Here is a 12,960-nt window from a genome sequence, read left to right on the forward strand (position 1 = left end):
TTCAGGAGGCCAGCATCCGCTCCAGCCGTTCATCCTTCGCTTGCCACTGATCCCCCAGCCAGTTTTTCACATTCCGGCGATGCTCAGCATCCGTTGAGTAGTCCCGGCCTTTCAGATGGTCCGGGATATCAACGGTGTGGATTTCCATTTTGACTTCCTTGACCCGGCCACAGATAAACTCCCAGAAGGTGGGTGCTCCGTCCGGATAGGCGATGGTCACATCCACCAGCGTCTGGATCGAATCGCCCATGGCGTCGAGCACAAAAGCGGCACCGCCAGCCTTGGGTGTCAGCAGGTGCTTGTAGGCCGACTTCTGTTTGTCGTGTTTGGCCTGGGTAAACCGGGTGCCTTCAACGAAGTTCATCACACTGACCGGGGTATGGCGGAACTGCTCACAGGCCCGACGCGTTGCCCGCAAATCTTCACCGCGTTTCTCCGGGTGTTTGATCAGGTACTCCCTCGTGTAACGCTTCATGAATGGGAAATCGAGGCCCCACCATGCCAGGCCTATGACGGGCACCCATATCAGTTGCTGCTTGAGGAAAAATTTCAGGAACGGCGCCCGATGGTTGAACACCCGCTGCATGGCGAAGATGTCCACCCAGCTCTGGTGATTGGCCAGCACCAGGTACCAGCTTTCCCGCTGGAGATTCTCCGCGCCTTTCACATCCCATTTCGTACCATGGGTCAGCTTCATCCAGCCGGTGTTGCAGGCAACCCACGCTTCCGCGATCCAGATGATGACTCGGGTGCAAAGGACCCGGAAGCCCTGAATGGGGATGATCAGTTTCAGAATGGCCGGTATATAAAGCAGTATGCACCAGAACAGGGTGTTGATTCCCAACAGGATGGAATTGAGTACACCGATCACGGGGGCAGGGAGAAAGCTGAGCATGGCGGTCCTGTTTCTGGTTATTGTTTGCAAATAGGGGCTAATGATAGCAACCACAGACCGCATTGGGCAGTGGCCTGAAGTGACCGGTTTGCCCACCGGTTTGGACGCTTCTGCCATGGTGATTTGCACCTCACCATGGATAATCTCGATGTCTGACCTGCAAGACGGGACAGCAGAGTTCGGTAATCCGTATAGTGAGCGTCAAATTCTCCATGGACATTCCCATGCCCAATCTCTTCAAATCCGCCGCTGACCGGGCGGCAGGCGTTACCCGGCAAACGGCCCTTTATGCCGGCAACGCCTTCGACCGGGTGTTCCGGGCCGCCAGCCTGGTTCAGGCCGGGCAGACGCCGTTTGAGACTCTGTATACCGATGGCCTGGTAAGCCTGCGTTACTACCCGCCACTGGCCGAGGATTTCATTGAGCTGGAAGGCGAGACCATTCCGGTTGAGCGAACGGCCCATAAGACACCGATTGTGATCGTGCCGCCCCTGGCGGTGAATATGCTGATCTACGATCTGTTTCCCCAGCGCAGCCTGGTTCGGTTTCTGCGTGCCAAGGGGTTCGAGGTATATCTGATTGACTGGGGCATACCAACGCGGGAGCACAGTCACTACAACCTGCATACCTATGTGGCCGAGTTGTTGCCGGCCTACCTGAACCGGGTTCGTGAGCACAGCGGTGAACAGGAGTTGTCGCTGCATGGCTGGAGTATGGGTGGCATGTTCACGCTGTTCTATTCCGCACTCAGCAACGATCAGCACGTGCGCAACGCCATCGTGCTGGGCTCGCCGATCGACAGTCATGCATCCGGGATTCTGGGGCTTGTGAATCAGCGCATGGCGGATGTGGCCGGGTTTGTGCGGAAACGCACCGGGTTCCGGCTACACGATGTGAAACCTCACTGGTTTCACACTCCCGGCTGGGCCAATACCATCGGGTTCAAGCTGACCAATCCGATTGCCAGCGTGATGAGTTACTGGGAATTGATCATCCGTCTGGGTGACCGGGAGTTTGTCACCAGTCACGCCACCACATCGGCGTTTCTGGACCGTATGGTGGCCTACCCCGGCGGGATCATTCAGGACACGGTGGTGCGGGTCTGGATCGACAACCAGTTGTCCAAAGGGGAAATACAGATCGGCGAAGACGTTGCCAGGCTGGACAATGTGAGTGCCAACTTACTGGCCATCGCCGGGGGCGACGATACGCTCGTGACGCCGGGTGCGGCCAAGCGGGTGATGGATCATGTGAGCTCTGCGGACAAGACGTTCCGGGTTGTGCCGGGTGGCCATATGGGCATTCTTGCCGGGAGCAAGGCGCCTCGTCAGAGTTGGCTGGAGTTGGCGGAGTGGTTGGCTTTGCGGTCGGACTGAGCCTTCTGCTTGGGATGCTTTGGAGTTTGCCGGCGAGTGTTGGGGTAGGCTTTCCAAAACCCGCTACGAGCACATCCATGTGCGCTTGTTTCGGGCCATCCTTGGCCCTCTACAGTTTTGGAAAGCCTACCCCAACACCCGCCTCCGCTGGCATCAGAGGTTCTTCAAGGTTGCCTCTAGTTCTGAGAGACTGTTGATTACAGCAGACGGTTGAATTCCCCAATCTTCAAACACCTTATTCGGATCCCTTTGAACCCAGATTGCGAGTAATCCTGCAGCTCGGGCACCAATCACATCCCAGGCGTTACTGGAGACAAGGCACAGGGGCTTTTCCCAGGAACCGGTTGCTCGCCGGGCATAGGTGTAAACGGCAGGATCGGGTTTGAAGCTTTTAACGTCATCTACCGAGACCAGGCCTTCAAGTTGGTCCAACAGGTCGTTATGCCCCAACACCTTTTCCAACGCCGGGTAGCTTCCATTGGAAAACGCGAACAGCGGATACTGCCCTTTCAGTGTTTTCAGCGCCGGCAAGGCATCGTCAAACGCGGGCAGAGACAGGTAGGCTGCCATCAGGGCGTTTTCGCGCTCTTCGGACAGGGTCAGTTTGTGGGTGGCCATGGCGTAGCGCAGGGCTTGGCGGGTGCAGACACCGAAGTCTTCGTAGACTTTCATCAGGCCCTTGCGAAACGAGAACTCCAGTTGCTTCTCCCGCCACAGCGCGGCCACGGCTTCTGCCCTGTCGCCCGCGTCTTCCGCCAGCACGCGGGACATGCCCATGGGGTCAACCAGGGTTCCGTAGACGTCGAAAGCGAGGGTCATGTTCATCTGTGGGGCTCCTCATCCGGAAGGCGGTTCTGGGTCGTATACTGGAGTCACAGTATCGGGATTTGAACGATCACTCAACACAGTCAGCAATGACGACAGTAATGACCAAAGGAGCGAAACCCACACGCCGGCTATGACTATCCTCAGGACTTTGATTGCTTTACTGGTGCTGGCCGCCACTGCCGCCTGCGCCACCAGCACTCAACTCTACAGGCCCGGGCCATCAACCCTGGGCGCCGAACCGGTGACCGACTTCGACCGCTACGTCGAATCTGTCAAAGCCTATGTCGATACCAATCTGGTGCCTGTGGACGGGTTTGAGCGGGAACAGCAGGTGCAGTGGAACCTGCCGTACCGGCTGGCACCGTCGGCGGGTTGCAGCTCCGGGGATCGTACCGGGATCCTATTGGTTCACGGCCTGAGCGATTCGCCCTTTGTATTCCGGGATCTGGCCCGTTACCTGGCGTATCAGTGCGTTGAGGTCCGGACCCTGTTGCTGCAGGGGCACGGCACCCGGCCCGGCGATATGGTGACGGCCAGCGCCGACGTCTGGCGCGATCAGGTACGCCATCACTTTGTTGCCCTATCACAGGACGTGGACCGGGCGTTTATTGGCGGCTTTTCACTGGGCGGGGCACTGGCCACAAATTACGCGCTTTCGGAGACCGGGCCGCGGCCTGCAGGTCTGATTGCGGTTGCACCGGCCTGGCAGCTTAACGGTTTGCGGGACTACCTCTGGCTGGCGCCCATTGCCGACGTGTTTGCTGATTTTGTAGAGAAAGAGCCCGAGCTTAATCCGGTGAAGTACGAGTCGTTTTCCTTCAACGCCGGCAGTCAGATCGGCGACGTTATATCGGCGGCCCAGAGCCGGATAATTCAGCAAGACAGTATCGATATGCCTTTATTCCTGGCTGCCACGGCGGCGGACTCGGTGATCAATCTCGACTATCTCGTCACACAGTTCCGGGAACGGTTCAGCAACTCCGGGAACGCCATGGTGATCTTTCGGGATACCCGCACACCCTGGCCCGACGCGCAGGCCCATGAGCGCATCCGTTTTCTGAACAGCTATCTGCCGGATGCCAATATCCTGGAGTTCTCTCACCAGTCGCTGCTGGTTGCGCCAGACAACGAACTTTATGGCCTGGGTGCGCCGCTGCAGCGATGCCTGGAACCAAATAACATTTCCCTGGAGAGCTGCCGTCAATTGCCAGAGGAGGATCTGTGGTTCAGTGCCTGGCACGACACGGAGCGTCCGGTGTATACCAGCCGGCTGACCTACAACCCCTGGTTCGAAGATCTGGCGGAGGCTGTCGGGACATTCATTCAGGCAAACGAATCAGGCGAGGCGCCGTAGCGCCACCGAAGGCATCGGGTTACACTGCCATTCATGAACCCGATTGATACATTCAACCTGGATTTCCGGGCCCTCAGCACCTTTCTGGCGGTGCTTGATGAAGGCAGCGTTTCCCGTGCCGCACTGAGGCTTGGTGTTACCCAGTCCGCGGTAAGTCACACCCTGGAACGTCTGCGCCAGGCCCTGGGCGACCCCCTGTTCGTGAAGTCCGGGCGCGGCATTGTGCCAACGCGCTACGCACTTCAGGCCGGGCCGCATATTCGCCAGATCCTGGATGACCTGCAGTCGCTGTCGTCGGGCCCGCCGTTCAGCCCCGCCACGGCCGAGTTCACTTTCACCATTGCTGCCAATGACTACCAGCGGGACCTGCTGTTACCCGGGCTGGTGCGAACGTTGCGGCAAGAGGCTCCTGGCATCAGTCTCCAGGTGATTCCGTCTGGTATTCCCAGGGCCGATCTGTTGCGAAAGGATGTCTGTGATCTGGTGATTTCTCCACATGCGCCGGAGGCGACGGACATTATGCAGCGGGGCCTGATGGCCGACCGTATGGTGGTGTTCTACGATCCCGAACACCGGAAACCGCCAGCGGATCTGCCGGAGTACCTGAAGGCAGACCACATTGCCCTGTTGTTTGCCACGGGTGAAAAACCGACTGTGGAAACCGCCATGGACACTCGTGGCCTGGTTCGTCGCAACGTGGTGACGGTTTCCAACTTCTCCGGCCTGCCGGAGTTCCTCCGCGGAACAGATATGCTTGCTACGGCGCCGGAGGGCATGAGCAAACACTTACTCCGAGACTTCGCCTGGGTTCCGCTACCTTTTGATTTCAAACCCTTTACCCTGCTAATGCTGTGGCACCGCCGCAATCAGAACGACCCCGCCCACAAGTGGCTGCGTAATCAGGTGAATGCCGTTGCCGCTACGCTTAATGGCCTGAAAAGTTAATCAATTAGTTTTGCTCATAGGTTGTATGAGCTTTGCTGGCGTTATCTTCTGGCCTCCCCTCACCTAGACTGCCATTACTCGGCGGTCGGCCAGGTTGGGAAAGGCTTTCCAAAACACGCTACGAGCACATCCATGTGCGCTTGTTTCGGGCCATCCTTGGCCCTCTACAGTTTTGGAAAGCCTTTCCCAACCTGACCTGTCGTAACTCTTTTGGTAACTCTCTGACAACGCATTAGGAAATCCATGCTGACTTTGACCAGTGTCTGGACAACGGTACTTCTCGCCGCCGCTGTGGCCCTTGGGCCGCTGGCGACTGATATGTATCTGCCGGCACTGCCACAAATAGGTTCAGACTTTGGCACCGGCACCGATCAGGTTCAGCTGACACTGAGCCTGTATCTGGTGGGCTTTGCCATTGCTCAGCTGATTTGCGGTCCGTTGGCGGACCGTTTTGGTCGCAAACCGATCATGATCGGTGGTTTCGTGCTTTTCGCCATTGCCAGTATTGGCTGTGCCCTGGCGACGAACATCGAAACACTGATTCTGTGCCGTTTCCTGCAGGCTCTTGGCGGTTCTGCCGGCCCGGTTCTGGGTCGGGCCGCCATTCGGGATATCTACACGCCTCGCGAAGCCGCCAAGATTCTCGCCATCCTGGCCAGTATCATGGCCCTGGCGCCTGCGGTCGCGCCGACCATCGGTGGTCTGCTGACGGCCAGGCTGGGCTGGGCTTCGGTGTTCCTCGCCCTGGGTGGCTATGCACTGGTGATGGCCGTGGTGGTGGCCTTTGGTATTCCCGAGCCCATGCGCCCGGAGCATCGTCAATCGCTGAAGCTCTGCAGCCTGCTGCGGAACTATCGGATCATCGCGAAGGACATCAGCTTCCTGGGTTACACCCTGACCAATGCCCTGATCTTCTCCGGCCTGTTCGCCTTCCTGTCAGGTTCTTCGTTCGTGCTTATTGATTTCCTGGGCGTGCCGACAGAACAGTTCGGTCTGTACTTTGCCTGCATGGTGGCCGGCTACATTGTTGGCAACCTGACCGCCGTCCGTCTCGGCCGTCGGCTGCTGCCGGACCAGATCCTGGTTCGCGGCCTGATCATTGCCGTTGCTGGCGGCAGCCTTATGGCCGTGCTGGCACTGAGTGAAGTGTTCAACGTCTGGGCAGTCATTCTGCCCCAGGCCCTGTTCATGATCGGCACCGGGATGGTCCTGCCCCAGACCATGGCGGGCGCCCTGGCAAACTTCCCCACCATGGCCGGCTCCGCCTCGGCCCTGTTCGGCTTCACCCAGATGGCCGTCGCCGCTGTTGCTGGCATGCTGGTCGGCCACCTGCACGATGACACCTCTCTGGTCATGGCCTTGATCATCGCCGCCTGCGCAGCACTCGCCATGGCCTGTTATCTGCTGCTGGTTCAGCGTTATCCTGCGAAAGGTTTCGAACCACAAAGTGCCACTGGCAATTAAGGCAAAATCATCCAAAGTGGTCTACACAGAGTACGTAAGACTCTAAACCAGACACCGAGGAGCGAATACCATGAGCAGTGTTAACCTGGACGGCAATCCCATTGAATTGAGCGGTAAATTTCCCGAAACAGGCGACAACGCGCCTCCCTTTACCCTGACCAACAGCGGGCTGGAAGAAGTCAAACTCGACAACTGGGCCGGCAAACGCAAAATCCTGAACATCATCCCCAGCATCGACACCGGCGTCTGCGCCGCCTCCACCCGGAAATTCAACGAAAAGGCCGGCAGCCTGGACAACACCGTGGTCCTCGTCGTCTCTGCTGACCTGCCCTTCGCCGCCGCCCGGTTCTGCGGTGCCGAAGGCCTGAAAAACGTCGAAACCCTCTCCACCTTCCGGAACTACAGCTTCCAGCAGGACTACGGCGTCGCCATCCAGGACGGTCCCCTGGCCGGTCTCTGCGCCCGTGCGGTGGTTGTACTGGATGAGAACGACAAGGTCATCCACAGCCAGCTGGTCGATGAGATCAAGAACGAGCCGGATTACGATGCGGCGTTGAAGGCGCTTTAAAACCGGCAATCAATAATCCGGCAGTTGGCAGCATCGCCTGAGCCCGGGCGAAGCGGCCGGTGCGACTTTCCAGGACTGTGCATTGCCAGGGATGGCAATGCCAAGCCCCCATGGATGGGTTCACGGCGTGTCCTGGAAAGTCGCACCGGCTGCTTTGCTAACACCCAAGCCAGGACCTGTTAGAATCCCCGCCCAAAGCCCGAACCCCAACCGAAGGCCCACAACACCCCGTGCAGACCACCACCCAAAACCCATCCCTGGCCCGCCAGCTCTACAGCATGACCTGGCCCATGCTCTTCGGGGTACTGTCCCTGATGACCTTCCAGCTGGCCGACAGTGCCTTCGTGGGTCAGCTTGGCCGGGATCCGCTGGCGGCACTGGGTTTCACACTGCCGATGCAGCAACTGATCATCGGCCTTCAGGTGGGTCTGGGCATTGCGACCACGGCGATCGTCTCCCGCACACTGGGTGGCGGCGATGAACTGCGCGCTTACCGGCTGGGCGGACTGATCATTACCGTTGGCGGCAGCCTCGTCTTCGTGATCTGCGGGGCTCTGTGGTTTCTGCAGGGGCACATCATGACCGCGCTTGGCGCAGAAGACTCGCTTCTGCCCCTTATCCGGCAGTACTGGGTTCCCTGGCTGATGGCCGCCTGGACCGGAGCCTTCCTGTACTTCGGCTACAGCGTTTGCCGGTCCCACGGTGACACCAAATTACCGGGATACATGATGGTGGCCACGAGCCTGACCAACATCGCCCTGGACCCGCTCTATATCTTTGTTTTCGGCTGGGGACTACCTGGCGCCGCCTGGGCCACCATTACCTCTTTTGGTATCGGCTGCCTGGTCATCTACCCGAAACTCCTGAAACGCCAATGGGTGCGTTTCGATCTTCAGGAGCTTGCCCTCTGGAAGGCCCTGAGACAGCTCAACGGCATCATGGCCCCGGCCATGGTGAGCCAACTGATGCCCGCTGTCTCGGCCATGCTGGCAACGGCTCTTGTCGCCGGCTTTGGCTCCGCCGCCGTTGCCGCCTGGGGCCTGGGTACCCGCCTGGAATTTTTCTCCATCGTAGTGGTGCTGGCCCTGACCATGTCGATGCCGCCGATGATTGGCCGTTTATTGGGTGCCGGGGATATCGAGCAGATCCGGAAACTGGTGCGCCTTGCGGTCCGGTTTGTGGTGGTGTGGCAGCTGGCCATCGGCCTGACCTGGGTGGTGGCTTCCGGCTTGGTATCGGAGCTGTTCTCCAGCGACAGTGATGTGCAGGAGGTTCTGGCCGGTTATCTGGTGCGGGTGCCGCTTAGCTACAGCGGTCTGGGCGTCTGTATGCTGATGGTGTCGGTGTGCAATGCCCTCGGCCTGGCGATGCGGGCCCTGTTGGTCTCCACCCTGCGCCTGTTCCTGTGCTTCCTGCCCCTGCTCTGGATCGGTAGCCAGATCAACGGGGTCTACGGCCTTATGAGTGGTGCGCTGGTGGGCAATCTGTTTGCGGGCGCCATGGCTTACAGCTTTTACCGTGCCGGCATGACGCGTTTGAAAGCGGAGCTCGCCTCAGGCAAAGCGTGAGCGGAAGCTCTCGGGCACCGGCACCACTTCCTTGCGGTGGTAGTTGAAGAAGACGAATCCGTATTTGGCCAGTGCCACCGGCTGGCCGCTCTCGGCCTTGGTGACCCGGAACACGAAATCCCCGCCATACTTGTTGAAGTCCATCAGACCCACTTCAAAGCGCAGCATTTCCGGGAAGAAGGATTCTGACTGGTACATGGTGGCCAGGTCGGTAACGATAATGCCGGTGCCGTCTTTGCTCGCTTCCTGGATACCGTAACTGACCAGGAACTGGGCCCGGGCTTCTGAGAGCATGGAGATCAGGGCGTCGTTGCCGAGGTGGTTGGCGCCGTTGATGTCGGTGATTCTGACGGGCATTCTGGTTTCGAAGCAGAAGACGTCGTCCGGGAAGGAGAGTTTGATTCGGGCCACGGGGGTTCCTGTTTTCGCTGAGGATCTTGGGGCGAATCATACGCTGTTCGACTTTAGTGTTCATCTCAAGACGCCCAGTCCCAAATCGGTTATCTTGCTATGAGACCTCCGCGCCTATGGTTTTGGTGGAGCGACGGCAGGGAAGGGCTTTCCAAAACGCGCTCCTTACGGCACGTCCATGTGACGCTTGACTGTCGCCATCCATGGCGACAGACAGTTTTGGAAAGCCCTTCCCTGCCATCGTTCGTATCACTCCCGCGCACTGACAATAAATATTTGAAGATGGAGTTTTATGGATATTCGCCCTGCTGCCACCTTGGTTCTGGTTCGAGACACTGCCGACGGTCTTGAGGTCCTGCTGCTGCAACGTACCTGGGACGCCGTGTTTATGCCCGGCTATTTTGTGTTCCCCGGTGGGCGGGTCGAGGAAAACGAGACTCACGGTCAGGACCATATTATCGGGTCCGGAGACGCTGAGATCAGTCAGACCATGAGTGTCGATGAAGGCGGCGCGGACTATATGTTGGCGGCGGTTCGGGAGTGTTTTGAGGAGTCCGGGGTTCTGGTTGCGGTGGATAAGCAGGGCAACCCGATATCCGGGGATCATCCGGCCCATGCGGACCGGAGGTCGGTGTTCGATGGCGATCTGTCTTTGGCCAGTCTATGCAAAAAGCACGGGCTGGCGCTTCCGCTGGACAGGCTGGCCTATCTCGGCCACTGGATCACGCCACCGGGGCCGCCGAGGCGTTTCGATACGCGGTTTTTTGTGACGCCCGCTCCGGAAGGTCAATTGGCCGGGCACGACGGTATCGAAACCATCGATCATGTCTGGATCCGCCCGGAGCAGGCCCTTGAGGATCATCGGAACGGCCAGCGGTTGCTGGGGTTGCCGACGATTCGGACGTTGCGGGTGCTGAACGGGTTCGAGACCACCGATGCGCTGATGCGCTATGCCCACGCCAATCCCCCTGAACCGTACCCGAATCAGCCCTGGCCGGCGGTCAAAAAGGGCAAGCCGGTGACGCTGGAACCCGGAGCGCCGGCCTATGATGAGGCGGCCAAGCTGGATCCGGAGGGTGAAGGCTCGACCCGGGCGGAGATTATTCCCGGTGAGCCGGTTGAGGTTGCGGCCCGGGTCACCCGGCTGACGGCGCCCAACCCGGGAATGATGACCGGGCCCGGGACCAACACCTACATTCTGGGCCAGGAACGCTTCACGGTGATTGACCCCGGCCCCGCCAACGAGCCCCATATCGAGCGGATTCTGGAGGTGACCGGGGGAGTGATTGATCAGGTTCTGGTGACCCACACGCACCAGGATCATTCGCCGGCCGTAGCGGCCCTGAAAGAGCGCACCGGTTGCCGGGTGTTCGGTTGGCCGGCGCCCCCGGGTGCCGGCCAGGACCAGACTTTCCGGGCCGACGATGAACCGGAGCACGGTGATCTGATTGTGACCGAAGCCGGGCTCCTGAAGGTGCTGCATACCCCGGGCCATGCCTCGAATCACCTGTGTTTTCTGCTGATCGACCAGAAGCTGCTGTTCTCCGGTGACCACATCATGCAGGGCTCAACGGTGGTCATTAATCCGCCGGACGGCGACATGAAGGCCTACATCGAGTCGCTCTACGACTTGCTGGCCGAATCCATTCGCTACATTGCGCCAGCACACGGCTTCCTGATGGGGCATCCCGAAGCGGTGATCGATTTCCTCATCACCCACCGCCTGTCCCGTGAGCACAAGGTGGCCCGTGCGCTGGAAGCCCTGGCTCCAGCGGATCTGAAAGCTCTTACCGCAAAAGCCTATGACGATGTTCCGGCCGCCATCCACGGCCTTGCGGCACGGTCAGCCCTGGCGCATTTGCTGAAGCTGGAGGCCGAGCACAGGGCGTTCCGGGAGGACGATCTGTGGCATGCCGTACACGACAGCTAACGCGGGAGTAACGAAAGCACACGGGATTTCGCAAAACACCCATATTGTTAATCACTTTTCCGGCGTATAACTGTCTTCGTTATAACTTGCCCGGATTTCATGAAAGTGGCATTAAACCTTTGTCACAGCAGTATTCATGACCGCCAAAGGCACTCTATCCTTGAGCGCACACTGACGAACCGTGAGGAAATATGCTGTTTGAGCGGCTTCAAAAACCGTCCCGCCGGATCCTGCTGATAAGCCTGGTCATACCCTGGCTGTCGGCGCCTGTTCTGGCCGAAACCGATTCGGCAAAGGCCAGCAAAAAATCCGAAGTCCTGATCGCGGAACTGGCCGAGGACGAGAGCGTCGAAGACGTTGAACAGTCGGCCCCCCTGCAGACCAAAGGGAAGGACAACAAGGCCCGTAAGCCGGAAGCCCCACAGGGCGGAGTCGGTATCGATACCCCCTCAGCGGGTTCCCGCAAAGTGGCCCCGAATATCGATCTGAAGCAGGTTGCACCGCCACCGGAGGCACAGGTTTCAGCGCCCGCTGATACCGATGCAGATGCCGCAGAATCCGAGGTTATGGCAACCGAAGCGGTGGCCGAACCTGAGCCGCAACCCGAACCCGAAATTCGCGAGGGCAAGGTATTCACCCTGCTCGACAACGATGTCATGCCGGGCACGTCTACCCGCCTGGCCTGGACGCCAGGCATCCAGATTGCCGGTCTGTCCCAGACCACGCCGGTACTGGTGGTTAACGGTATCAATGCCGGCCCCACGCTGTGCCTCACCGGCGCCATCCATGGGGACGAGCTGAACGGCATCGAAATTATCCGCCAGACCATGTATGACCTGAACCCGGAAAAACTGTCGGGCACGGTCGTTGGCGTGCCGATTGTGAACCTGCCCGGATTCCAGCAGGGCAGTCGTTATCTGCCCGATCGTCGAGATCTCAACCGGCATTTTCCGGGCAGCCCCAATGGCAGCCTGGCCGACCGGATTGCCCATTCACTGTTCGAGAACGTGATTCGCAAGTGCGACATGCTGGTGGACATTCACACCGGCTCACTGAAGCGCACCAATCTGCCGCAACTTCGCGCCGACATGAATAACCCGGACGTGGCGGAATTCACCCGGGGCTTTGACCGCATGGCGGTGGTTCACAGCTCCGGTTCTGCGGGCATGTTGCGCACGGCCGCTGTGGAAGCCGGTATTCGCACCGTCACCCTGGAAGCCGGCGAATCCCACCGTATCCAACAGCACCAGATCAGCGCCGGCGTGAACAGCCTCACCAGCCTGATGGAACGCCAGGGCATGATCTCCCGAATGTTCGTGTGGGGCGATCCGGAGCCGGTCTACTACGATTCCGACTGGATCCGCGCGGACCACGGCGGGATCCTGTTCAGCGAAATTGAGTTGGGAGCAAACGTATCGGAAGGGGAGATTCTCGGTTACGTCTCCGATCCGATCACCAATGCCCAGCACCCCATCCGGTCCACCACCGATGGCCGGGTTATCGGTATGGCCGTGGACCAGGTAGTGATGGCCGGTTTTGCCGCCTACCACATTGGTACGGAGGCAGAAGTTCCCGGAGAGTAGTATGCTAGGCTTTTTTCGGGCATCACCAACCCAGAGGA

The 12,960-nt window shown here is 59.2% G+C and carries 11 protein-coding genes; 8 read left to right on the forward strand and 3 right to left on the reverse strand.

Going from position 1 to position 12,960, the window contains the following annotated elements; genetic code table 11:
* Position 1: 1 nt before the first annotated feature.
* Positions 2-895, reverse strand: a complete 894-nt coding sequence (locus ACO06L_RS13340) for an acyltransferase (protein WP_202346163.1) — start codon at positions 893-895, stop codon at positions 2-4.
* A 224-nt stretch (positions 896-1,119) separates the two neighbouring features.
* On the opposite strand from ACO06L_RS13340, the gene ACO06L_RS13345 reads away from it, so the two are divergent.
* A complete protein-coding gene (locus tag ACO06L_RS13345; protein ID WP_202346164.1) occupies positions 1,120-2,271 on the forward strand; it encodes an alpha/beta fold hydrolase in 1,152 nt (383 codons plus the stop codon).
* A gap of 153 nt (positions 2,272-2,424) precedes the next feature.
* Here ACO06L_RS13345 and ACO06L_RS13350 read toward each other — a convergent pair whose 3' ends face one another.
* Entirely contained in the window at positions 2,425-3,096 is a 672-nt protein-coding gene (locus ACO06L_RS13350) for a haloacid dehalogenase type II (RefSeq protein ID WP_202346165.1), read from the reverse strand.
* Between the two features lie 133 nt (positions 3,097-3,229).
* On the opposite strand from ACO06L_RS13350, the gene ACO06L_RS13355 reads away from it, so the two are divergent.
* The 5 genes from ACO06L_RS13355 to ACO06L_RS13375 all read left to right on the forward strand — a co-directional run bounded on the left by ACO06L_RS13355 (position 3,230) and on the right by ACO06L_RS13375 (position 8,998).
* Positions 3,230-4,453, forward strand: a complete 1,224-nt coding sequence (locus ACO06L_RS13355; protein WP_202346166.1) for an alpha/beta hydrolase — start codon at positions 3,230-3,232, stop codon at positions 4,451-4,453.
* A 33-nt stretch (positions 4,454-4,486) separates the two neighbouring features.
* The gene (locus ACO06L_RS13360; RefSeq protein WP_202346167.1) at positions 4,487-5,398 is read left to right on the forward strand and encodes a LysR family transcriptional regulator; all 912 of its coding nucleotides are present in this window, start codon (positions 4,487-4,489) and stop codon (positions 5,396-5,398) included.
* 243 nt (positions 5,399-5,641) lie between these two features.
* Positions 5,642-6,862, forward strand: a complete 1,221-nt coding sequence (locus ACO06L_RS13365) for a Bcr/CflA family multidrug efflux MFS transporter (protein WP_202346168.1) — start codon at positions 5,642-5,644, stop codon at positions 6,860-6,862.
* 70 nt (positions 6,863-6,932) lie between these two features.
* Positions 6,933-7,430, forward strand: a complete 498-nt coding sequence (tpx, locus tag ACO06L_RS13370) for a thiol peroxidase (protein WP_202346169.1) — start codon at positions 6,933-6,935, stop codon at positions 7,428-7,430.
* A gap of 230 nt (positions 7,431-7,660) precedes the next feature.
* On the forward strand, positions 7,661-8,998 hold the full coding sequence (locus ACO06L_RS13375; RefSeq protein WP_320407618.1) for an MATE family efflux transporter: 1,338 nt from the start codon (positions 7,661-7,663) through the stop codon (positions 8,996-8,998).
* On the opposite strand, the gene ACO06L_RS13380 is transcribed toward ACO06L_RS13375, so the two are convergent.
* Complete coding sequence (locus tag ACO06L_RS13380) at positions 8,984-9,409, reverse strand: thioesterase family protein (RefSeq protein WP_008172718.1); 426 nt, start codon at positions 9,407-9,409, stop codon at positions 8,984-8,986. The genes ACO06L_RS13375 and ACO06L_RS13380 overlap by 15 nt on opposite strands.
* 292 nt (positions 9,410-9,701) lie before the next feature.
* Between ACO06L_RS13380 and ACO06L_RS13385 the strand changes: the two genes are divergently transcribed.
* Both ACO06L_RS13385 and ACO06L_RS13390 read left to right on the forward strand, forming a co-directional pair.
* Positions 9,702-11,339, forward strand: a complete 1,638-nt coding sequence (locus ACO06L_RS13385) for an MBL fold metallo-hydrolase (protein WP_202346170.1) — start codon at positions 9,702-9,704, stop codon at positions 11,337-11,339.
* A 191-nt stretch (positions 11,340-11,530) separates the two neighbouring features.
* The gene (locus ACO06L_RS13390; RefSeq protein WP_202346171.1) at positions 11,531-12,922 is read left to right on the forward strand and encodes a succinylglutamate desuccinylase/aspartoacylase family protein; all 1,392 of its coding nucleotides are present in this window, start codon (positions 11,531-11,533) and stop codon (positions 12,920-12,922) included.
* The last annotated feature ends 38 nt before the right edge of the window (positions 12,923-12,960 follow it).

This window comes from Marinobacter sp., from assembly GCF_965229985.1.
GTDB lineage: Bacteria > Pseudomonadota > Gammaproteobacteria > Pseudomonadales > Oleiphilaceae > Marinobacter.

Bases quoted from the DNA above. Each gene is read 5' to 3' on its own strand.
- ACO06L_RS13340 (WP_202346163.1), bottom strand. From the start codon at position 895: ATGCTCAGCTTTCTCCCTGCCCCCGTGATCGGTGTACTCAATTCCATC.
- ACO06L_RS13345 (WP_202346164.1), top strand. From the start codon at position 1,120: ATGCCCAATCTCTTCAAATCCGCCGCTGACCGGGCGGCAGGCGTTACC.
- ACO06L_RS13350 (WP_202346165.1), bottom strand. From the start codon at position 3,096: ATGAACATGACCCTCGCTTTCGACGTCTACGGAACCCTGGTTGACCCC.
- ACO06L_RS13355 (WP_202346166.1), top strand. From the start codon at position 3,230: ATGACTATCCTCAGGACTTTGATTGCTTTACTGGTGCTGGCCGCCACT.
- ACO06L_RS13360 (WP_202346167.1), top strand. From the start codon at position 4,487: ATGAACCCGATTGATACATTCAACCTGGATTTCCGGGCCCTCAGCACC.
- ACO06L_RS13365 (WP_202346168.1), top strand. From the start codon at position 5,642: ATGCTGACTTTGACCAGTGTCTGGACAACGGTACTTCTCGCCGCCGCT.
- tpx (WP_202346169.1), top strand. From the start codon at position 6,933: ATGAGCAGTGTTAACCTGGACGGCAATCCCATTGAATTGAGCGGTAAA.
- ACO06L_RS13385 (WP_202346170.1), top strand. From the start codon at position 9,702: ATGGATATTCGCCCTGCTGCCACCTTGGTTCTGGTTCGAGACACTGCC.
- ACO06L_RS13390 (WP_202346171.1), top strand. From the start codon at position 11,531: ATGCTGTTTGAGCGGCTTCAAAAACCGTCCCGCCGGATCCTGCTGATA.